This is a genomic window from Pseudomonas sp. rhizo25 (genome assembly GCF_031931935.1).
In the GTDB taxonomy this organism is placed as follows: domain Bacteria; phylum Pseudomonadota; class Gammaproteobacteria; order Pseudomonadales; family Pseudomonadaceae; genus Aquipseudomonas; species Aquipseudomonas synxantha.
Genome location: NZ_JAUJXA010000017.1, coordinates 44,176 through 64,401, shown reverse-complemented (window position 1 = coordinate 64,401; position 20,226 = coordinate 44,176). Strand labels below are relative to the sequence as shown.

Annotated in this window: 18 protein-coding genes; 13 read left to right on the top strand and 5 right to left on the bottom strand. The window is 62.0% G+C overall.

The window, feature by feature from the left end; all coding sequences use genetic code 11:
- The first annotated feature begins 115 nt into the window (after positions 1–115).
- From QZR30_RS24595 to trxA, 3 genes are read left to right on the top strand one after another with little or no spacing between them, the layout of a single operon-like run.
- A complete protein-coding gene (locus tag QZR30_RS24595; protein ID WP_046069742.1) occupies positions 116–571 on the top strand; it encodes a YbaY family lipoprotein in 456 nt (151 codons plus the stop codon).
- A complete protein-coding gene (locus tag QZR30_RS24590) occupies positions 568–1,230 on the top strand; it encodes a class I SAM-dependent methyltransferase (protein WP_311904428.1) in 663 nt (220 codons plus the stop codon). The genes QZR30_RS24595 and QZR30_RS24590 overlap by 4 nt, the downstream gene beginning before the upstream one ends.
- Before the next feature lie 33 nt (positions 1,231–1,263).
- Positions 1,264–2,136, top strand: a complete 873-nt coding sequence (gene trxA, locus QZR30_RS24585; protein ID WP_056846343.1) for a thioredoxin — start codon at positions 1,264–1,266, stop codon at positions 2,134–2,136.
- Here trxA and QZR30_RS24580 read toward each other — a convergent pair.
- Positions 2,133–2,474, bottom strand: a complete 342-nt coding sequence (locus QZR30_RS24580; RefSeq protein WP_046069745.1) for a hypothetical protein — start codon at positions 2,472–2,474, stop codon at positions 2,133–2,135. The genes trxA and QZR30_RS24580 overlap by 4 nt on opposite strands.
- A 127-nt stretch (positions 2,475–2,601) precedes the next feature.
- On the opposite strand from QZR30_RS24580, the gene QZR30_RS24575 reads away from it, so the two are divergent.
- From QZR30_RS24575 to QZR30_RS24555, 5 genes are all read left to right on the top strand, one after another.
- Entirely contained in the window at positions 2,602–3,201 is a 600-nt protein-coding gene (locus tag QZR30_RS24575; protein WP_046069746.1) for a DUF2796 domain-containing protein, read from the top strand.
- 6 nt (positions 3,202–3,207) lie between these two features.
- Positions 3,208–3,918 (top strand): ABC transporter ATP-binding protein, encoded by a 711-nt coding sequence (locus tag QZR30_RS24570; RefSeq protein ID WP_046069747.1) that lies wholly within the window; start codon positions 3,208–3,210, stop codon positions 3,916–3,918.
- Between the two features lies 1 nt (position 3,919).
- Positions 3,920–5,185, top strand: a complete 1,266-nt coding sequence (locus QZR30_RS24565) for an ABC transporter permease (RefSeq protein ID WP_046069748.1) — start codon at positions 3,920–3,922, stop codon at positions 5,183–5,185.
- A gap of 11 nt (positions 5,186–5,196) precedes the next feature.
- Positions 5,197–5,718 (top strand): DUF3299 domain-containing protein, encoded by a 522-nt coding sequence (locus QZR30_RS24560; protein WP_043051134.1) that lies wholly within the window; start codon positions 5,197–5,199, stop codon positions 5,716–5,718.
- A gap of 93 nt (positions 5,719–5,811) precedes the next feature.
- Positions 5,812–6,510: an OmpW/AlkL family protein gene (locus QZR30_RS24555; RefSeq protein WP_046069749.1), complete on the top strand. Its 699-nt coding sequence runs from the start codon at positions 5,812–5,814 to the stop codon at positions 6,508–6,510.
- A 137-nt stretch (positions 6,511–6,647) separates the two neighbouring features.
- Here QZR30_RS24555 and QZR30_RS24550 read toward each other — a convergent pair whose 3' ends face one another.
- Positions 6,648–7,532 (bottom strand): sugar nucleotide-binding protein, encoded by an 885-nt coding sequence (locus tag QZR30_RS24550; protein WP_046069750.1) that lies wholly within the window; start codon positions 7,530–7,532, stop codon positions 6,648–6,650.
- Between the two features lie 167 nt (positions 7,533–7,699).
- Here QZR30_RS24550 and QZR30_RS24545 point away from each other — a divergent pair, with 167 nt between their 5' ends.
- Entirely contained in the window at positions 7,700–11,947 is a 4,248-nt protein-coding gene (locus QZR30_RS24545; RefSeq protein ID WP_311904423.1) for a DEAD/DEAH box helicase, read from the top strand.
- 92 nt (positions 11,948–12,039) lie between these two features.
- Here the strand turns inward: QZR30_RS24545 and QZR30_RS24540 are convergent, their stop codons facing one another.
- Positions 12,040–14,130 (bottom strand): mechanosensitive ion channel family protein, encoded by a 2,091-nt coding sequence (locus tag QZR30_RS24540; protein WP_046069752.1) that lies wholly within the window; start codon positions 14,128–14,130, stop codon positions 12,040–12,042.
- A gap of 218 nt (positions 14,131–14,348) precedes the next feature.
- Between QZR30_RS24540 and QZR30_RS24535 the strand changes: the two genes are divergently transcribed.
- From QZR30_RS24535 to QZR30_RS24520, 4 genes are read left to right on the top strand one after another with little or no spacing between them, the layout of a single operon-like run.
- Complete coding sequence (locus QZR30_RS24535; RefSeq protein ID WP_059398388.1) at positions 14,349–15,275, top strand: DUF72 domain-containing protein; 927 nt, start codon at positions 14,349–14,351, stop codon at positions 15,273–15,275.
- Positions 15,272–16,048 (top strand): endonuclease/exonuclease/phosphatase family protein, encoded by a 777-nt coding sequence (locus tag QZR30_RS24530; protein WP_046069754.1) that lies wholly within the window; start codon positions 15,272–15,274, stop codon positions 16,046–16,048. The genes QZR30_RS24535 and QZR30_RS24530 overlap by 4 nt, the downstream gene beginning before the upstream one ends.
- Positions 16,045–17,307, top strand: coding sequence for a cardiolipin synthase ClsB (gene clsB, locus QZR30_RS24525; protein WP_068965537.1), 1,263 nt, complete (start codon positions 16,045–16,047; stop codon positions 17,305–17,307). Before QZR30_RS24530 ends, clsB begins: the two co-directional genes overlap by 4 nt.
- A complete protein-coding gene (locus tag QZR30_RS24520; RefSeq protein WP_311904420.1) occupies positions 17,297–18,253 on the top strand; it encodes a lysylphosphatidylglycerol synthase domain-containing protein in 957 nt (318 codons plus the stop codon). The genes clsB and QZR30_RS24520 overlap by 11 nt, the downstream gene beginning before the upstream one ends.
- A 4-nt stretch (positions 18,254–18,257) precedes the next feature.
- Here QZR30_RS24520 and QZR30_RS24515 read toward each other — a convergent pair whose 3' ends face one another.
- On the bottom strand, positions 18,258–19,013 hold the full coding sequence (locus tag QZR30_RS24515; protein ID WP_059398391.1) for an alpha/beta hydrolase family protein: 756 nt from the start codon (positions 19,011–19,013) through the stop codon (positions 18,258–18,260).
- A complete protein-coding gene (locus QZR30_RS24510; RefSeq protein WP_311904418.1) occupies positions 19,003–20,112 on the bottom strand; it encodes a DUF3182 family protein in 1,110 nt (369 codons plus the stop codon). The genes QZR30_RS24515 and QZR30_RS24510 overlap by 11 nt, the downstream gene beginning before the upstream one ends.
- Positions 20,113–20,226: the final 114 nt, after the last annotated feature.

Here is a 20,226-nt window from a genome sequence, read left to right as displayed (position 1 = left end):
AGGGCCATGGTAGCGCATCCCCGTGGCAAGACAAGCCATAGCCTTTACGGTATATAGGCAGGCCTATATGTTTCATATTTTTAAGCCACGGATTTTGTCCTTTCTGGAGCCGTACATGCAGTTACGACCATTTGTTCTACTCACCCTGTTCAGTTTTCTGGTCGCCTGCAGCAGCGAAGCCCCCAAGCCGGCCGCGCCTCAACCGACACCGGCGCAAGAGAAAAAAGTCCCGGGCATTGAAGACCTCGGCCCCCTGCCCGCCTATCAACGGGAAATCAGCGGCAGCCTGACCAACGTGCCCGCCGGCGCCGAAGTCGAAATGGCGCTGCTGGTGATCGACGACCGTTCGCGCCCGCAACAACTGCTCGCCAGCAGCGTGCTGAGCGGCAATGGCAAGCCGCTGGCCTTCCGCCTGCGCTTCAACCCTGAAGCCTTCCCGGCCGGTGCGCGGGTTGAATTGCGTGGCCGCGCCAGCCAGTCTGGCCAGTTGATCCTGCACCTGCCTGCGGTACGCATCACCCAGGCGATCACCCAGAGCACCGGCCCCCTGCAACTCGTCAAGGCGCCATGACACCACCGCAGCACCTGCAGCGTGCCCTGAGCGAGTTGATCGGCGACGCCCAATTGGTGCCCTGCCCGCTGCCGGGCACCGACCTATCGCTGTGGCTGCTCGACGCCGACAACATGGACCGTGCCTTCAGCCAGGAAGAAACCCGGCGCATCCTGCATGAGCCGCCCTACTGGAGTTTTTGCTGGGCCAGCGGCCTGGCGTTGGCACGCTACCTGGCGGCGCATCCCGAGTGGGTCGCGGGCAAACGCGTGCTGGACTTCGGCGCCGGCTCTGGCGTGGCCGGGATTGCCGCGGTAAAAGCCGGCGCCCTGGAAGTGGTGGCCTGTGACCTCGACCCGCTGGCCCTGGCCTCTTGCCGCGCAAACGCCGAACTCAACCAGGTGGAACTGGGCTATTCGGCAGACTTTTTCGCCGAAGCCGACCGCTTCGACCTGATCCTGGTCGCCGACGTGCTTTACGACCGCGCCAACCTGCCGCTGCTGGATCAATTCCTCAGCCGTGGCCGCGAAGCGCTGGTGGCGGATTCGCGGGTACGGGACTTCCGTCACCCGCATTATCAACAGCTGGAGATCCTGGACGCGCTGACCCTGCCTGACTTGGCCGAGCCTTGGGAGTTTCGCAAGGTGAGCCTGTACCATTCCCGGCGCCAGCCCTTATAGTTGCCCCCATTCCCGCTTTATTCGAGACGCCCCATGAGTGAGCCCACGCCGTACATCTTCGACGTCACCACCGCCAACTTCGACCAGGCGGTGATTCAGAATTCTTTCGAAAAACCCGTGCTCGTGGACTTCTGGGCCGAGTGGTGTGCGCCCTGCAAGGCACTGATGCCGATGCTGGCGCAGATTGCCGAGAGTTATCAGGGCGAGTTGCTGCTGGCCAAGGTCGACTGCGAGGCCGAGCAGGACATCGTGGCGCGCTTTGGCATTCAAAGCCTGCCGACGGTGGTGCTGTTCAAGGATGGCCAGCCGGTGGACGGGTTTGCCGGTGCACAACCGGAGTCGGCAGTGCGGGCCATGTTGGAACCCCATGTGCAGATGCCACCACCAGCTGCGGCGGATCCGCTGGAACAGGCCCAGGCGTTGTTCAGCGAAGGGCGTATCAGCGAGGCCGAAGCGCTGCTGGTGGCGCTGTTGGGCGAGGACAATACCAACGCCCCGGCACTGATCCTGTACGCACGCTGCCTGGCCGAACGCGGTGAGTTGGGCGAAGCCCAGGCCGTGCTCGACGCGGTGAAGGGCGACGACCACAAGGCCGCCCTGGCCGGGGCCAAGGCGCAAATCACCTTCCTGCGCCAGGCTGCGGACTTGCCGGATGCTGCCGACCTGAAAAGCCGCCTGGCGCAAAACCCGCAGGACGATGAAGCGGCCTATCAGTTGGCGATCCAGCAACTGGCGCGCCAGCAATACGATGGGGCGCTGGAAGGTCTGCTCAAGCTGTTTATCCGCAACCGCAGCTACAGCGAAGGCTTGCCCCACAAGACCTTGCTGCAGGTGTTCGAACTGTTGGGCAATGATCACCCGCTGGTCACGGTGTACCGTCGCAAGTTGTTTGCTGCGTTGTACTAATCAGCGATCCAGCTGTACAGCGGCGTATCACCGCCGCTGCTCACTTTGACCTTGGCGCTGTGGCGCAGACGTACTAGCAGGCGCTTGCCTGCCCCGGCATCGCCAGCCAACCCTTCCAGTTGATCGAGCAATTCCAGACCATTGAGCTGCCCGGCGTTGCGCAGCAAATCCTGGGCGTGCTGCCACAGATCCTCGCTCTGTTTGACTGGCGTCGTCATCGACGCACTGGGCGTTGGAGCAGCCTGTAACTGTGCGCCCAGCCGCGCCCAATCACCGTCATCCAGTTCCAGGGTCAAATCCACCGGCAGGTCGCCGACGGTTCCACGAATTCGCAACATCGTCCTTACTCCTGCATTTTTCTGATGGGCATGCTCCCATGCCGCTTGCGCAACGCCAAGCGGGCGGTCAAACTCAAACTTATTGTTATAAGATCACATAACATAACTTTCATCTTGGAGCCGTCCCATGCGCCGTTTGCTGCTCGCTTTGCCGTTTGCCCTGCTGCCACTGGCTGTCGCACATGCTCACGAAGATCATGACCACGAGCATGGCAGTCTTGGCGCCCACGAACACGGCGTCGCTCGCCTCAACGCGGTTCTGGACGGCCAGGCCCTGGAGCTTGAGCTGGACAGCCCGGCCATGAACCTGGTGGGGTTCGAGCATGCCGCGACCAGCGCCGCCGACATAGCCAAGGTCGCCGCCGCGCGCAAGCAGTTGGAGAACCCACAGGCACTGTTCAACCTGCCCAAGGCCGCAGGCTGCAAGGTCAGCAGCCAGGAACTCAACAGCCCGCTGTTCGGTGACAAGCCCGAAGCCGAGCATGACGACCATGACCACGCCACCGACGGCAAAGGCGCTGCCGCCCACGAGCATCATCACGACCACAGCGAGATCCACGCCCACTATCAGTTCACCTGCGCCACGCCGACGGCCCTGGGCAACCTCGACCTGAGCCAAGTGTTCAAGACCTTCCCTGCGACCACGAAAATTCAGGTACAACTGATCGGCCCAAGCGGTCAGCAAGGTGTTGACGCGACGGCCACCGCAGCCACCCTGAAGTTCTGAGTTCACATGACCCACCCATTGATCGAACTGTCCAACCTGAGCTTCAACTGGCCCGGTCACCCACAGTTGCTGGACATCCCCGCGTTCCGCCTGGAGCCTGGGGAAACCCTGTTTCTCAAGGGCCCGAGCGGCAGTGGCAAGACCACGCTGCTGGGGCTCTTGGGTGGCGTGCAGAAACCCAGCCAGGGCAGCATCCGCCTGCTCGGCCAGGAATTGACCGAACTCTCGGCCGGCGCCCGTGATCGTTTCCGCGTCAATCACACCGGCTACATCTTCCAGCAATTCAACCTGCTGCCGTTTCTGTCGGTGCGTGAAAACGTCGAGCTGCCTTGCCACTTTTCCAAGCTGCGCGCACAGCGGGCCCGGCAGCGCCACGGCAGTGTCGACCAGGCGGCCGCGACCTTGCTCGCGCACCTGGGTTTGAAGGACAAGGATCTGCTTGAGCGGCGCTCCGACTCGCTGTCGATCGGCCAGCAACAACGGGTCGCCGCGGCCCGTGCGTTGATCGGCCAACCGGAGCTGGTGATCGCCGACGAACCCACCTCGGCCCTGGACTACGACGCCCGCGAAGCCTTCATCCAGTTGCTGTTCGCTGAATGCCGCGACGCTGGCGCCAGCCTGTTGTTTGTCAGCCATGACCAAAGCCTGGCGTCGCTGTTCGACCGCAACCTGTCGCTGGCCGAACTCAATCGCGCCGCAACGCCCGCAGAGGTTTGAGATGTATCTGTTCCGTCTAGCCATGGCCAGCCTGGCTAACCGCCGCTTTACCGCGATCCTCACCGCCTTCGCCATCGCGCTTTCCGTTTGCTTGTTGCTCGCGGTGGAACGGGTGCGCGTCGAAGCGCGCAACAGTTTCGCCAGCACCATCAGCGGCACCGACCTGATCGTCGGCGCACGTTCGGGCTCAGTGAACCTGCTGCTGTACTCGGTGTTTCGCATCGGCAACGCCACCAACAACATCCGTTGGGACAGCTACGAACACTTCGCCGCCAACCCCCAGGTGAAATGGGCGATTCCGATTTCCCTCGGCGACTCCCATCGCGGTTACCGGGTGATGGGCACCAACGAATCCTACTTCGAGCACTACCAGTACGGGCGCAAGCAAAACCTCGAACTGGCCAGCGGCCGCGCTTTCGCCACCGACCCGTTCGAAGTGGTGCTCGGCGCCGAAGTCGCCGACGCCCTGCATTACAAACTCGGCGACAAGCTGGTGCTGGCCCACGGCGTGGCTGTGGTCAGCCTGGTCAAGCATGATGACAAACCCTTCACCGTGGTCGGTATCCTCAAGCGCACCGGCACCCCGGTGGACCGCACCCTGCATATCAGCCTGGGCGGCATGGAAGCGATCCATATCGACTGGCACAACGGCGTGCCGGCCCAGGGCAAAGGCCGCGTCAGCGCCGACCAGGCGCGCAATATGGACCTGACTCCACAAGCCATCACCGCGTTCATGCTCGGCCTGAACAACAAGATTTCCACCTTCGCCTTGCAAAGGGAGATCAATGAGTTCCGTGGCGAGCCGATGCTGGCGATCCTGCCGGGCGTGGCCCTGCAAGAGCTGTGGAGCATGATGGGCACCGCCGAGAAAGCCTTGTTCGTGATCTCGCTGTTCGTGGTGCTGACCGGCTTGATCGGCATGCTCACGGCTATTCTCACCAGCCTCAACGAACGCCGCCGCGAGATGGCGATCCTGCGTTCGGTGGGCGCGCGCCCGTGGCATATCGCAACCCTGTTGATCTTCGAAGCCTTCGCCCTGGCCTTGGCCGGCGTGATGGCAGGCGTAGGGTTGTTGTATGTGTGCATCGCCGCGTCAAGGGGTTACTTGCAGGCCAACTACGGCCTGGATCTGCCGATGTCCTGGCCGAGCGAATATGAATGGACCCTGCTGGCGGGTATCCTCGCGGCAGCGCTGTTGATGGGCAGCGTGCCCGCGTGGCGTGCCTATCGACAATCTTTGGCCGATGGCCTGTCCATTCGTTTATGAGGAAGGCTTCGATGCGTCGTGCCCTGTTTGCCCTGTTGCTGCTGGTGAGCGTGCCCGTGTGGGCGGATGAGCCGCCCAGGGACTTGTCCTGGCAGGAGATGATCCCACCGGATGCACCGCCGGAAATCCCCAATATGAAACCGCTGCACGACCTGTCGAACATGGCCGATGCCTTGTCCGTCGAGGCTGCCCCCGCGGCCAAGCAGGACCTGCCCAACGCGCCGGTGGTGCAGGGTCTCGACGGCCAGCACATTCGCCTGCCGGGGTATATCGTGCCGCTGGAAGTCAGTGAGGAAGGTCGTACTACCGAGTTCCTGCTGGTGCCGTATTTCGGCGCGTGCATTCATGTGCCGCCACCGCCGTCGAACCAGATCGTGCATGTCAAAAGCGAAGTCGGCGTGAAGCTCGATGAGCTGTATCAGCCGTACTGGATCGAAGGTGCGATGCAGGTCAAGCCGTCGTCGAGTGAACTGGCCGACGCCGGTTACCAGATGGATGCCGAGAAGATTTACATGTACGAGCTGCAGGAGTAGCGCTGATCAACCTTTCATTGAGCTGAGTCAAAAGACTGAACGGAACGATCTTTACCATTGGACGTACAACTTTTAACGTCCTCTGGAGCTCCCATGAACAAGTCTCTGCTCGGCGCGTCCCTCTTCGCGCTCGCCCTCGTCGCCCCGGTCGCACACGCTCACCAAGCGGGCGATATCCTGGTGCGTGCCGGTGCAATCACCGTGAACCCGGACGCCGACAGCGGCAAAGTCAAGGTTGACCAGGGCCCACTGGCCGGCACCAACTTGGGCGGCAAGGCGACCATGAGCAGCGATACCCAGTTGGGCTTGAACTTCGCCTACATGATCACCGACCACGTGGGTATCGAACTGCTGGCCGCCACGCCGTTCGAGCATGACGTGAAACTCAAGAACACCGCCCTGGGCGCCGCCAACGGCAAGCTCGGCTCGCTCAAACACCTGCCGCCGACCCTGAGCGTCGTGTACTACCCGCTGGACAACAAGTCGGCGTTCCAGCCCTACGTGGGTGCCGGTATCAACTACACCTGGATCTACGACGAACACGTTGGCGGCCGTGCCGAACAAGCCGGTTTCAGCAACTTCAAGGCCGAGAACTCCTGGGGCTGGGCCGCACAGATCGGCGCCGACTACATGATCAACGACAAATGGATGATCAACGCCCAGGCGCGCTACATCGACATCAGCACCAAGGCGACTGTGGATAACAACGCGCTGGGCCAAGGCACTCGCGCCAAGGTCAATGTGGACGTGGACCCAATGGTTTACATGGTGGGTATCGGCTACAAGTTCTAAGCGATATTTCACGAACACCACACAACCAATGTGGGAGGGGGCTTGCTCCCGATAGCGGTGGATCAGTCCATTAACCTGTTGACTGACACTCTGCTATCGGGAGCAAGCCCCCTCCCACATTTTGGTTTTGTGTGGTGTCAGCTATGGCGATAGAAGCGGTCCAGCAACGCCGGCAACCCTGCCCGCCACGCCCGGGGCTTGATGCCGAAGGTGTGGAGGATCTTCTTGCACGCCAACACCGCGTGCTGCGGTTCTTCTGCCGCATCCGGCCGCGCCGCGTGGGCCTGGGCGGTGGGGGATTCAATGGCCAGCGCGTGGAAATTGCGCGCCTCGGTGAGGATCGCCTGGCCAAGCGCCAGCGGCGTGGTCGCTTCATGCCCGGCATAGTGGTAGGTGCCCCACAACGGCGCCGCGCAATCGAGTTGCTTGAGCACCGAGATGATCACCCGTGCGGCATCGTCTACCGGCGTCGGGTTGCCGCGACGGTCGTCCGCCATCAGTAACTCGTCGGGTTTCTCGGCACGGGCCAGAAAACGCCCGAGCGTTCCGTCAACGCTGTCATCCAGCAACCAGCCAAAGCGCAGCAGCACATGCTGTGGGCAGGTGGCGCGCACGCTTTGTTCGATACGCCACAGCGCCTGGCCGCGCAGGCCCAGGGGCACCGGCTCGTCTTTCTCGCTGTAGGCGGTGGCGCGGGAGCCATCGAACACACGATAGCTGGACGGTTGCAGCAGCGTGATGCTGTGGTGCTGACACAGTTCGGCAAGGCGCTCGATGGCGAATTCCTGGCCGGCCAAGCGTGTTTCGCTTACGGCTTCGGCCTGGAACCAGTCGAAATAGTAGGCGAGATTGATCAACGCATCGGGACGGGTGTCGTCGAGCAATTGGGTGAGGCTTGCGGCATCCCAGCCGTCTTGGGGCGGTTTGGGTGCGAGGAAACCGATGTCTTCCTCTGCACCGAGGCGAATCAGCGCCTGCCCGAGGGCATTCCCGCCGCCCAGTAACATAAGGCGCATTCGCATAGATTGAGCAGGCCCGGTCTGTTTGGAACGATGGTTGTTGTCGGCAGGCGCGTGAGCCTTGCCGTAGGTTTATTCCAGAATCGTTGCATTTTGCGGGTTTGTAGCGCAACCGTCACGGATAAAGTACGTGTTTGCAACTTGTTGGAGCAGGTGGCATCAATCACTACATGAACAGTCCCGAATCAACGAACAGCGCACTGGACGGATTCCACCCCGCCGTCAGCACCTGGTTCCGTAACACGTTCCCTTCGGTGACCGGCGCACAGGCCCAGGCGTGGCCATTAATTCGCCAGCGCCGCTCAACGTTGATCGCCGCGCCCACCGGTTCCGGCAAGACCCTCACCGCCTTTCTCGCAGTGCTGGACGATCTGGTGCATCAAGGCTTGGCGAACGGTGGACAACTGCCGGATGAAACACTGGTGGTCTACGTCTCGCCGCTCAAGGCACTTTCCAATGACATCCAGATCAACCTGCAAACCCCGTTGGCAGGCATAACCGAGCACCTTGAAAAGCTAGGCCTGCCACCCCTGGTCATTCGCACCGCTGTGCGCACCGGCGACACTCCGCAAAAAGACCGCGCCCAGATGCGCAAACGCGCACCGCATATACTGGTCACCACTCCGGAATCGCTCTACGTGTTGCTCGGCTCGGATTCCGGCCGACACATGCTCGCCAGCACGCGCACGGTGATCGTCGATGAGATCCACGCGATCGCCGCCGGCAAGCGTGGCAGCCACTTGGCCTTGAGCCTGGAGCGCCTGCAAGGGCTGTGTGCCGAGCCATTGACCCGTATCGGCTTGTCGGCCACGCAAAAACCCATCGAAGCCGTCGCCCGCTTTTTAGTCGGCACCGACCGTGATTGCGCCATCGTCGATATCGGCCACGCCCGTCCCCGCGACCTGGCGATCGAAGTGCCGCCGGTGCCGCTCTCGGCGGTAATGGCCAACGACGTGTGGGAGTTAGTCTACGACCGCCTCGCGCAATTGGCCCGCGAACACCGCACCACGCTGGTATTCGTCAACACCCGGCGCCTGGCCGAACGCCTGGCCAGGCACTTGAGCGAGCGCCTGGGCAAGACCGCCGTGGCCGCTCACCATGGCAGCCTGGCCAAGGAGATGCGCCTGGACGCCGAACAGCGCCTCAAGGCCGGCGAACTGCAAGTGTTGATCGCCACGGCGTCCCTGGAGCTGGGGATTGATATCGGCGAGGTAGACCTGGTCTGCCAGATAGGCTCGCCGGGTTCGATCAACGGCTTTCTGCAACGGGTCGGCCGTTCCGGGCACCAGGTCGGCGGCACGCCCAAGGGGCGCCTGTTTGCCACCACTCGCGACGACCTGATTGAGTGCGCCGCGCTGCTCGACTGCGTGCGCCGTGGCGAGCTGGATACCTTGCATATTCCGGTGGCGCCGCTCGATGTACTGGCCCAGCAGATCATCGCCGAGGTCAGCGCCCAGGAATGGCCGGAACAGGCGTTGCTGGCGCTTGTCCACCGCGCCGCGCCCTACGCCGAACTGGATGAACGCCACTACCAGGCCCTTTTGCAGATGCTCAGCGAGGGCTATAACGGCCGCCAGGGCATGCGCAGCGCCTACCTGCACCGCGACGCCGTGACCCACACCCTGCGCGACCGCCGTGGCGCCAGGCTCACCGCAGTAACCAGCGGCGGCACGATCCCCGACAACGCCGACTACAGCGTGTTGCTGGAGCCGCAAAGCCTGAATATCGGCAGCGTCAACGAAGACTTTGCGGTGGAAAGCATCGCCGGGGATATCTTCCAGCTCGGCAATACCTCCTATCGCATCCTGCGGGTCGAAGCCGGCAAGGTGCGGGTCGAGGATGCCCAGGGCCAACCTCCGACCATTCCGTTCTGGCTGGGTGAAGCCCCCGGGCGCAGCAACGAGTTATCGGTGGCTGTGGCCCGCTTGCAAGGGCAGTTGGACAGCTTGCTCGGCGCCACGCCAGGCGACCTGCAACCGGCCCTCGACTGGCTTACCGGCACCCTGGGCCTCAATGCCGCCAGCGCCGATCAACTGTTGGACTACCTCGCCCGGTCGCGCCTTGCCCTGAGCGCCCTGCCGTCCCAGGACACATTGATCATGGAACGGTTTTTCGACGCATCCGGCGGCACCCAACTGATCATCCACACGCCGTTTGGCAGCCGCATCAACCGCGCATGGGGCCTGGCCTTGCGCAAGCGCTTTTGCCGCACGTTCAATTTCGAGCTGCAAGCGGCGGCCAGTGAAAATGCCATCGTGCTGTCGTTGTCCACCAGTCACAGCTTCGCGCTGGATGAGGTGTGGCGTTATCTCAACAGCAACAGTGCCGAGCACATCCTGATCCAGGCCGTGCTGGATGCGCCACTGTTTGGTGTGCGCTGGCGCTGGAATGCCGGCGTGGCCCTGGCGCTGCCGCGTTATACCGGCGGGCGCAAGGTGGCGCCGCAGATCCAGCGCATGAAAAGCGAAGACCTGATCGCCAGCGTGTTTCCCGACCAGATCGCCTGCCTGGAAAACCTTGCCGGCGAACGCGAAATTCCCAACCACCCGTTGGTAGAGCAAACCCTCGACGACTGCCTGCACGAAGCCATGGACAGCGACGCCTGGCTGGCGCTGCTGCGGCGCATGGAGCGCGGCGACGTGCGGTTGATCAGCCGCGACCTGCCCGCGCCCTCGCCCATGGCCGCAGAAATCCTCAGCGCCAAGCCCTATACCTTCCTCGACGACGCGCCCCTGGAAGAGCGCCGCACCCAGGCCGTGCTCAACCGCCGCTGGAGCGACCCGCAGAGCACCGACGACCTGGGCGCCCTGGATGCCGACGCCGTCGCCGGTGTACGCGAAGAAGCCTGGCCCGCGCCCAATGGCCTGGATGAAATGCATGAGGCGCTGATGAGCCTGGCATGCATCGCAGCGAGCGAAGTTACGCCGCAATGGGCCCAATGGCTGCTGGCATTGCGCAACGCCGGGCGGGCCTATCAGTTGTCTAACGGAATGTGGGTCGCCGTGGAGCGCTTGAGCTGTTTGCAGGCGCTGTATCCTAACGATCTGCCGTTGCTGCCGGGGTTCGATGAGCCCTGGTCCTTCGATGAAGCGCTGGTGGAAGTGCTGCGTGCGCGCCTCAGTGGTTTTGGCCCGCTGACCCTGGTCGAGATCGCAGCACCCCTGGCCTTACCGGTGGAGTCGATTACCCAGGCCCTGGCACGCCTGGAACAGGAAGGCTACGTGCTGCGCGGCCAATTCAGCCCCGGCGTGGGTGAAGAACAATGGTGCGAACGTCATTTGCTGGCGCGCATTCATCGCTACACGGTCAAGCGCCTGCGTCGGGAAATCGAGCCGGTGGCATTGCAGGATTTCATGCGCTTTCTGTTCGATTGGCAGCACCTGTCCGACAGCACCCGTGGCCAGGGCAGCGCGGTGTTGCCGCAGATTGTCGGCCAGTTCGAAGGCTATGCCGCGGCCACGTCGGCCTGGGACACCGACCTGCTCAGCGCCCGCATCAAGGATTACTCATCGACCTGGCTCGATGACCTGTGCCGCAGCGGCAAGCTGGTCTGGACGCGCCTGAGCAACAAGGCCGGCGCCATGGCGTTGCGCAGCACCCCGGTGGTTTTGCTCCCCCGTAGCCAGGTAGCGTTGTGGAGCGGGCTGACCGAGCCTACCGACAGCACCACCTTGTCGCCCAAGGCCCAGAAGGCCCACCTGGCCCTGCGCGAGCATGGCGCGCTGTTTTTCGATGAACTGGTGCACGAGGCCCATTTGCTGCGCAGCGAACTGGAGATAGCCTTGCAGGAACTGGTAGGCGCCGGCCTGGTGAATGCTGACAGTTTCGCCGGCCTGCGCGCCTTGACCACCCCTGCCAGCAAACGCCAAGCGCGCAGCAGTCGACGTGGGCGCGGGGCGTTTGTCGGCGGTATGGACGATGCCGGGCGTTGGGCCTTGGTTCGCCGCTCGGCGACCGCCGCCGGCGCGCATTCGGCCGAGACCCTGGAGCATGTGGCGATGACCCTGCTGCGCCGTTATGGTGTGGTGTTCTGGCGGCTGCTGGAGCGTGAGGCGGACTGGTTGCCAAGTTGGCGTGAGCTGCTGCGCACTTTCCATCGGTTGGAGGCGCGGGGCGAAATTCGTGGCGGGCGGTTTGTCAGTGGGTTGGCGGGGGAGCAGTTTGCATTGCCTGAGGCGATACCGCTGCTGCGCGAGGTGCGGCGGCGGCCCCATGATGGGAGTTTGATTGCAGTGTGTGGGGCCGATCCGTTGAATCTTGTCGGCACGCTGTTGCCGGGGGCCAAGGTGCCAGCGGTGAGCGGTAATCGGATTGTGTATCGTGATGGGGTGACGGCGGCGGTGATGGTCGCCGGCAAGCAACAGGTGTTGCTGGAGGTGGATCAGAAAGCGGTGCAGGAGAAGTTGATCAGGCGCTGACCTTGAGGGCCTCATCGGGGGCTAGCCCCCTCCCACACTTGAAATGTGTTCACAAATCTAAATGTGAGGGGCTTGCTCCCGATGGGGCCTCATCATTGAGACCTGGGCTGCTCAGTCAGCACCAGCGCATCCGGCTCTTCCACCTGCGCCACACGTTTTGGCAACAACACCTGCTGTGGATAAGTCTGCGCAAAGTGCACCTCATCACAGTTATCCACAAGTTTTTTCAACCGCTGGTTAAACGCCCGGCTGACCGCATATTGCCCACCCGACACCGTACGGAACTGTGCGGTAAGCACCACGCCATTGAGGTCCATCTTGTCCACGCCAAATACTTCCAGCGGCCCTTGCAGGTTGTATTTGAGGAACACGTCGTCGCGAATCGATTGGCCCGCTTCGCGGATCAGTTCCACGGCCTTGTCCACGTCGGTGTCGTAGGTGAATTGCACCGAGAAGAAGGCATAGGCGAACTGCCGCGACTGGTTGGTAACCGCCTTGATCTGCCCGAACGGCACCGAATGCACAAAACCCTTGCCGTCGCGCAAGCGCAGGGTGCGGATGGTCAGGCCTTCGACGGTGCCGGCGTGGCCGGAGTCGAGCACCACCCAATCGCCGATGGACAGGGTGTCTTCGATAATGATGAACAGGCCGGTAATCACGTCCTGCACCAACTGCTGGGAGCCGAAACCAATGGCCAGGCCCACCACCCCGGCACCCGCCAGCAACGGCGCGACGTTGATGCCAAGGTTTGCCATGGTGGTGATCGCGCAAATCACCACCAGGATAATCTTCACCGCATTGCGCAGCAGCGGCAGGATGGTTTTCACCCGGGTGCTGGGCTGGCGGCTGGAGCGTTTATTCACCGGCGGCTTGAGCGCTTCCTGGATCGCCGTGTCGAGCACCACCCAGAACAGCCAGGTCACCAACAGGATCAGGCCGATGCTACTGAGGGAATCGCTGATGGCCCGGCCCACCGAGTTGCGCTGGGCAAATTCGAATAGCGAAACACCCCAGATACGCCCGAGGATTTCGATAAACGCGATAGCCATCACGATACGCAGGATCGCGTGCAGCAAACTGAGGAAGCGCTCCTTGTAGGCGCTGCTGCGTTGGATCGACACTTGGCTGCGGGATTTGAACAGGTGTTGCAGCACGGTGCTGAGAAACACGGTGCCGATCAGCAGCAGCGTGGTGAGCAGTGCGCAACGCAGGGCCTTTTGGTTGTCGTCGCCGGCGCCGATCAGGTTGACCGCCGACACCAGCACCATCAACAGGATCGGCCAGTACCAAAGCCCGGAAAACACCCGCAGCGATTGCTGCAAGGCCGGATGTTTGAGGCGCTGGGCCAACGGCCGGTTACGGATCAAATGGGCCACCGGACGGCGCAGGCGCACCACCAGCACACCAAAAATTACTGCGGCAAACAGGCCGGTAAATACCGCGATACTGCTGGTGATATTGCCGCCCAGTTGACGAGCGATCTGCGGGCTGGTCAACGCGTCGCTGAGGGCGGCAAGGAAGCCGATCAGGAACAGCGGCTTGGGGCAGTAGTCACGAATAATCTGCACGGCGGGCCGTTTGTGCCCGACGTTAAACATCACAATGACGCACAGCAGCATCGAGGTCGAAAAGATGCCGCTGCTGGTGGCATAGGCAAAACACAGCGCCAGCGCACGACCCACCGAAGCGGCCAAGAAGTGGCTTACATAGAGGGTAAGCGGCAGGCAGATCAACGCTGGAATCGTGTAGGGCACTATGTAGCCGAGCAAGCCTTGCAAGCGCTGGCGTCGTGCGACGAACGGGCGCCGGCTGGAGCGCTGCACGACCCAGTGCCCCAGTAACGTCAACACGGCAAAGGCACCGATCCACACCCCGGACAACAACAGAAAATCGCCGGCCACACTCCACGGCGAGCGCGCGGCGGTCTGGTCGACCAGGCGCCCCACTTCATCCGCCGCCCGATCGGCACGCAGGCGCCAGGCATCGACGAGGTTCTGGTTGAGGTCGAGCTTGTCCTGCACGTCATCGATACTGGAACTGATGGCCCCGAGCAGCCCGCCCTCCACCAACAGCTCCGGCTTGGCCGGCGTTTCGGTGGCAGGCGCGGTGGCCGCGGCTTGCAGTGCGCCGTTGCCGCACAGCAACAGTGCGGCGAGCAGTAATGCAGTCTTTAGATTCAGCAAAACAACGGGCTCCTTCAGCAGGGTCTGTAAGGAACTGACGGGTTTGGCCTTGGATCGTTCCCTGCGCTTTTTGGGCATGTGATTCAAAAAGGTGGAAGGGGCTTGCCCCTCCCACATTTGGCACCCCGTACCGTCTGTAGGAATGTGGAAACTTTCAGGCAAATATCGCAGTCATCCCATAACGGAGGTCAATCCACCCATCATTTACGGGAGCAAGCATGGCGGCGATTCATATCGGCATTTCCGGCTGGCGCTACACGCCCTGGCGCGGGGACTTCTACCCCGAGGGGCTGACCCAGAAACGCGAGCTGCAGTTTGCGTCACGTGCCGTCAACAGCATCGAAATCAACGGCTCGTTCTACGCGCTGCAAACCCCCAAGCGCTACGCCGAATGGTATGCCGATACGCCCGAGGGCTTCGTATTCAGCGTCAAGGCGCCGCGCTATATCACCCATATCCTGCGCCTGCGGGAGGTGCACAAGCCAATGGCGAACTTCTTCGCCTCCGGGGTATTGGAGTTGAAGGAAAAACTCGGCCCCATCCTTTGGCAGTTCCCGCCCAGCTTCAAGTTCGACGCCGCGCTGTTTGAAACCTTCCTTGCCGAACTACCCACCGACACCCATCAGGCCGCTGCCCTGGCCCGCCAACATGAGTCACGCCTGAACGGCAAGGCCAGCATGAAAGCCTATGCCAAGAAGCCTTTGCGCCATGCCGTGGAGATTCGCCACAAGAGTTTTGCAGTGCCGGAATTTGTGCAGATGCTGGACAAGCACGGCGTCGCTCTAGTGGTGGCAGACACCGCCGGCAAGTGGCCGTATATCGAAGACGTCACCGCCAACTTCATGTACTTGCGCTTGCACGGCGACAAGCAGTTGTATGCCAGTGGCTATAGCGTCGAAGCGCTCAAGCGCTGGGGTGACCGTATCGAGCGCTGGGCCAACGGCAAGCAGCCTGCGGACGCGCACCTCGTCGACCCACAACACAAACCCCGTGCCCGCAAACAACGCGACGTGTTCTGCTTTTTCGACAATGACATCAAGGTTCGCGCCCCCTTCGATGCACGCCAATTGCTGCAGCGTTTCGAACTGGACAAGCACCTGGCCACCGAGCCCGGCAAGTTGCCGGAACCCGGAGTATTGCCATGACCCAGCCCGAATTGATTCCGATCACGCCGACCACTCCCATCACTCGTTTCACCGTGCTGACGGTCAATATCCACAAGGGCTTCACGGCCTTGAATCGGCGCTTCATCTTGCCCGAGTTGCGTGAGGCAGTGCGCAGCGTGGGCGCCGACATGGTGTTCCTGCAGGAAATTCACGGCACCCACGAACGTCATCCCCAGCGCTACAGCGACTGGCCAAAAATGCCGCAATACGAATTCCTCGCCGACAGCATCTGGCCGCAGTTTGCCTATGGTCGCAATGCGGTCTACCCCCATGGCGACCATGGCAATGCACTGCTGTCGAAATTCCAGATCATTCGCTACGACAACCTCGACATTTCCCAAAGCGGCCACGAAAACCGTGGCCTGCTGCATTGCGTGCTGCGCTTGCCGGGTGGCGAGCGCGAGATACATGCGATCTGCATCCACCTGGGCTTGCGCGAGGTACATCGCCAGCAGCAATTGCGCTTGCTGGAGCAGCGCATCCGCGAGATTCCGGCCGATGCGCCGCTGGTGGTCGCCGGCGATTTTAACGACTGGCGCCAAAAGGCCGACCTGAGCCAAAGCGGCCTCCATGAGGTGTTTGTCCATGCCCATGGCAAGCCGGCACGCACTTTCCCGGCACGCCTGCCATTGCTGCCTCTGGATCGCATCTATGTGCGCAACCTGACGATCCATAATCCTCGCGTGCTCACCACGCGGCCCTGGTCTCACCTGTCGGATCATGTGCCCCTGTCGGTGGAGATTGAGCTATGAACGTTGCGGTAGAGCATATCGCCACCGACCAGCCGCCGGACGACAGCAAGGCGCGCGACATGGATTACGGCTGGCAGAGCGGCAACCGTGTGGAGTTGCTGGAGAATGGCGAGGCGTACTTTCCCGCGGTGTTCGACGCCTTGCGCGGCGCCCAGCGCGAAATCCTGTTGGAGACCTTCATCCTGTTTGAGGACAAGGTTGGCCATGAGCTGCAAGGCATCCTTATCGAAGCGGCGCAGCGCGGGGTGAAAGTGGTGGTCAGCCTTGATGGCTTTGGATGTGGCGAGCTGAGCCCGGCCTTTCTTGGCGAATTGGCCGAGGCTGGAGTGATGGTGCAGATGTTCGACCCAGCCTCCAAGACCCTGGGCATACGCACCAACTGGTTCCGCCGCCTGCACCGCAAGATCGTGGTGGTGGACGCCAGCGTGGCGTTTATCGGCGGGATCAATTTTTCCGCGGACCACTTGGCGGATTTCGGCCCCGAGGCCAAGCAGGATTATTCAGTACAGGTGATCGGCCCGGCAGTGGCTGACCTGCACCACTTTGCCCTGGCCCAAAGTGGTCGCCAGGTGCGCAGCCGTCGTGGCTGGCGACGGCGTCAGCAGCGGCCTTCGCCCTGGACCAACGAGCAAGGTGACGGCTTGGTGCGCCTGATTTATCGCGACAATATCCAGCATCGCGACGACATCGAAGAGGCGTATATCCACGCCCTGAGCCAAGCCCGCCAGCGAGTAGTGATCGCCAACGCCTACTTCTTCCCTGGCTATCGCCTGCTGCGTGAGATTCGTAACGCGGCGCGCCGTGGCGTGCACGTGCAATTGATCATGCAGGGCCAGCCCGATGTGCTGCTGGCCAAGCTGGCGGCGCGCATGCTCTACGACTATCTGCTCAAGGATGGCGTGGTGATTCACGAGTACTGCCAACGCCCGTTGCACGGCAAGGTTGCGCTGGTGGACGACGAATGGAGCACCGTGGGCTCCAGCAACCTCGACCCACTGAGCCTCGCGCTGAACCTGGAAGCCAATGTGCTGATTCGTGACCGGACATTCAATCAGCAGTTGTACGAACGCCTGGAAGCACTTGCCAGGAATCATTGCCAGACCATGCCTGCAAAGCGCAAGCCGCGCCTGTGGCTGTGGCGCCTGACCGTGGGCTTTTTGGTGTTCCATGTGATGCGCCACTTCCCTGCGCTGACCGGCTGGTTGCCAGCGCACAAGCCGCGCTTGAAACCTTTTGAGAGTAGGCCCCATGACGTCTGAAATCAGCGGTTCGCGGTTCAAGCGCTGGAAGAAACCGCTGACGATTGCGTTCTTCCTGCTGCTGATCGTCCTGTTCACCCTGCTCGCCCGGCGTATCGACTGGAGCGAAGTGTTCCAGACCCTGGGCGACTTCAAGCTGCGCACGTTGCTCATCGCTGGCGCCCTGACCTTGTGCAGTTTTATCGTCTATGCCTGTTTCGATCTGATCGGCCGCACCTACATTCGCCAGCCGCTGCGCTGGAAGCAGATCCTGCCGGTGGGCATCATCAGTTACGCGTTCAACCTCAACCTCAGCGCCTGGGTAGGCGGCATCGCCATGCGCTATCGGCTGTACTCCCGACTGGGAGTGAGCACCAGCAATATCGCCAAGATCCTCGGCCTGAGCCTGGCCACCAATTGGTTTGGCTATATGGCACTGGCCGGGGTGGTGTTCAGCAGCGGACTGGTCACCATGCCGCCCGGCTGGAAGCTCAGCAGTGGCGCTCTGCAAGGTGTCGGCGTGCTGTTGGTAATCGCAAGCCTTGGGTATCTGGCGGCGTGCCGGTTTTCAAAAAAACGCGCATGGTCGATCCGTGGCATCGAGATCAACCTGCCGTCGCTGCGCATGGCCTGCCTGCAACTGGCCCTGGGCGCCTTGAACTGGTCGCTGATGGCAGCGGTGATCTTTACCTTGCTGCCGGCCAAGCTGGATTACCCGCTGGTGTTGGGGGTGCTGCTGATCAGCGCGATTGCTGGAGTGGTCACCCATATACCTGCCGGGCTTGGGGTGTTGGAGGCCGTGTTCATTGGCCTGCTGCAACATGAAGCGTCACGAGGGAGTTTGCTGGCAGGGCTGATCGCGTATCGGGCGATTTATTTCATCTGCCCGCTGTTGATTGCGTTGGTGATGTACCTGGGCGTGGAAGCCAAGGCCAAGGCCCTGCGAGTGAAGAAAACACCCGCTTAGCGCGTCAGCGGGATTGAATGATGCTTAACCGCTCGCCCACCACCATCTCGGTAATCCAGTCCACCAGGATCGAGGTGTAGGCCTGTTGCGACACCGGGTCACTCAGGGAATGGTCGGCACCATCGATGATGCGGTGGGTCAGGGAGTGAGTCTGCTGGCAGGCCGCACGATAGCTCATGATGGTGGCGTGGGGCACATGATCGTCGGTTTCCGATTCGACGATCAGCACATCGCCAGTAAATTGTGCGCAGGCATGCAGGGCACGGTTGGTCTCGGCATGCACGAGGGTGCCGCGGTAATCCATCAAGTCGGCTTTATCCAGGTCGCGCTTGGGCTTGAGCCATTCCTGGTCGCGGTACAGCGCGGGCACCCGCAGCGCCAGCCAACGCACTGGGCGTAACGAGGTGAGGATGGCTGCCAGGTAGCCGCCATAGCTGGTGCCAACCACCGCCACCGCCGAGGTGTCGATAGCCGGGTGAGACAGCAGGCGGTCGTAGGCCGCTATCAGGTCGCGCAGGTTGTCTTCACGGGTAACGCGGGATAACGGAATGCCGGTGCCGGCGTGGCCGCGCAAGTCGAAGGTCAGGCATACGCAGCCCAGCCCGGCAATGCCTTTGGCTCGCTCCAGGTCGCGCTCCTGGCTGCCGCCCCAACCGTGCACGAACAACACGCCGGGCACTTTGGATTTTGGACTGAGGAATGTCCCGCTCATCTGTTCGTCGTCTATATCGATGGTGATGCTCTCGCTTCTAGCCGTCATAAGGTTTGACCGTCACGTATTTGAGAAGAAAGTCGCTGTTTTCGGCCGGGCCTCGGTAGACCTCGATGGCATCCGCCGGCAGCGCTTGCTCCACGTAGGTTTCCACCGAGGACACACGAATGGCCCTGAGACCCGGGTTGTTGATAAAGCTCTGCAGCGCCGCGACCTCTGCGCTGCTTGCGCCGCCCATGCGCCAGGATTGCTCGAGCACACCACTGCGCCGTTGGTTGTCGCTGTCCAGACCCTGGGCTATATCGTAGTTGCGCCGCGAGGCGTAGAAGCCAGGGTAGGCTTCGTCGGCAGCGTTGTCGAACACCCGAGCCTGCTCGATGGCTTCACGCACATCCTCTGGCAAGTCCAGCTTGAGCAGGTCTTCGTAGTAACCGCGCACGACCAAGAGATTGGAGCCGCCGTAAACCTCTTCGCCCTGCCCGTCCTGGGCCAGGTACTGCTCGCCGCAGTAGCTGAATACGTGAGCGCCGATAAAGCTCTGACCCACACTGTGGGTGACCACCTCGTGCAGATCCTGTTCCAGCACCACGCCCTCACTGAACATCTTGCTCGCTTCTGGACGTGCCAAGACCGCGTCGAACTCATCGAGGCTGTGGATAACTTCCTGGCCACGACCTGCGCAGGCATGCACGGGCTTGAGGCGAATCGGACCGCTGTAGAGCAGACGAGTGGCGGCGGGCCTGGCGTCGTTGAGGCTGAAGACAGTTAAGCCATCCAACACGACGTCGCGCACTCGCTCGCAGAATAACGGCGACCACCCTTCAGGCGCTTTTGCCTCAGGGCCCAGCAGGCCATGGCTGATGGCTTTGGTGCAGATGAAATCATGGTCGACATAACCGCCCCACAAGTCTTCTGGCCCCTTGATATTGAGCTCACGTGCTTGGGCGGGCCCAACCAGCGTTTGTGTGGGCAAAAGATACAGTTCACGCCCAGCGTGCAGATCGGGATCGTAATTGCCACCGAATTTGAGTCCGAGTATCTGCGCCAGCCAGCGGGCCAAGGCGCGGTTGGTTTCAACTTCATGCTGTGGCGCGCCCTCTCGCGTGGAGTGTGCGACCACCAGTTTCTTGCGATTCGTTGGGGTCATGCGTTCCCCTTGGTTATCCCGCCCTTATGTGTAGCACAAAGGCTGCATGGATCAGGCCAACGCGCGGCCGGCAGGGATAGTCTTTAAATCAATCAGTTGCGCCGAAAGTGATGG

What these genes read in the sequence shown, in the direction of transcription:
- QZR30_RS24595 (WP_046069742.1), top strand. Translation starts at nt 116, where the DNA reads ATGCAGTTACGACCATTTGTTCTACTCACCCTGTTCAGTTTTCTGGTC.
- QZR30_RS24590 (WP_311904428.1), top strand. Translation starts at nt 568, where the DNA reads ATGACACCACCGCAGCACCTGCAGCGTGCCCTGAGCGAGTTGATCGGC.
- trxA (WP_056846343.1), top strand. Translation starts at nt 1,264, where the DNA reads ATGAGTGAGCCCACGCCGTACATCTTCGACGTCACCACCGCCAACTTC.
- QZR30_RS24580 (WP_046069745.1), bottom strand. Translation starts at nt 2,474, where the DNA reads ATGTTGCGAATTCGTGGAACCGTCGGCGACCTGCCGGTGGATTTGACC.
- QZR30_RS24575 (WP_046069746.1), top strand. Translation starts at nt 2,602, where the DNA reads ATGCGCCGTTTGCTGCTCGCTTTGCCGTTTGCCCTGCTGCCACTGGCT.
- QZR30_RS24570 (WP_046069747.1), top strand. Translation starts at nt 3,208, where the DNA reads ATGACCCACCCATTGATCGAACTGTCCAACCTGAGCTTCAACTGGCCC.
- QZR30_RS24565 (WP_046069748.1), top strand. Translation starts at nt 3,920, where the DNA reads ATGTATCTGTTCCGTCTAGCCATGGCCAGCCTGGCTAACCGCCGCTTT.
- QZR30_RS24560 (WP_043051134.1), top strand. Translation starts at nt 5,197, where the DNA reads ATGCGTCGTGCCCTGTTTGCCCTGTTGCTGCTGGTGAGCGTGCCCGTG.
- QZR30_RS24555 (WP_046069749.1), top strand. Translation starts at nt 5,812, where the DNA reads ATGAACAAGTCTCTGCTCGGCGCGTCCCTCTTCGCGCTCGCCCTCGTC.
- QZR30_RS24550 (WP_046069750.1), bottom strand. Translation starts at nt 7,532, where the DNA reads ATGCGAATGCGCCTTATGTTACTGGGCGGCGGGAATGCCCTCGGGCAG.
- QZR30_RS24545 (WP_311904423.1), top strand. Translation starts at nt 7,700, where the DNA reads ATGAACAGTCCCGAATCAACGAACAGCGCACTGGACGGATTCCACCCC.
- QZR30_RS24535 (WP_059398388.1), top strand. Translation starts at nt 14,349, where the DNA reads ATGGCGGCGATTCATATCGGCATTTCCGGCTGGCGCTACACGCCCTGG.
- QZR30_RS24530 (WP_046069754.1), top strand. Translation starts at nt 15,272, where the DNA reads ATGACCCAGCCCGAATTGATTCCGATCACGCCGACCACTCCCATCACT.
- clsB (WP_068965537.1), top strand. Translation starts at nt 16,045, where the DNA reads ATGAACGTTGCGGTAGAGCATATCGCCACCGACCAGCCGCCGGACGAC.
- QZR30_RS24520 (WP_311904420.1), top strand. Translation starts at nt 17,297, where the DNA reads ATGACGTCTGAAATCAGCGGTTCGCGGTTCAAGCGCTGGAAGAAACCG.
- QZR30_RS24515 (WP_059398391.1), bottom strand. Translation starts at nt 19,013, where the DNA reads ATGACGGCTAGAAGCGAGAGCATCACCATCGATATAGACGACGAACAG.
- QZR30_RS24510 (WP_311904418.1), bottom strand. Translation starts at nt 20,112, where the DNA reads ATGACCCCAACGAATCGCAAGAAACTGGTGGTCGCACACTCCACGCGA.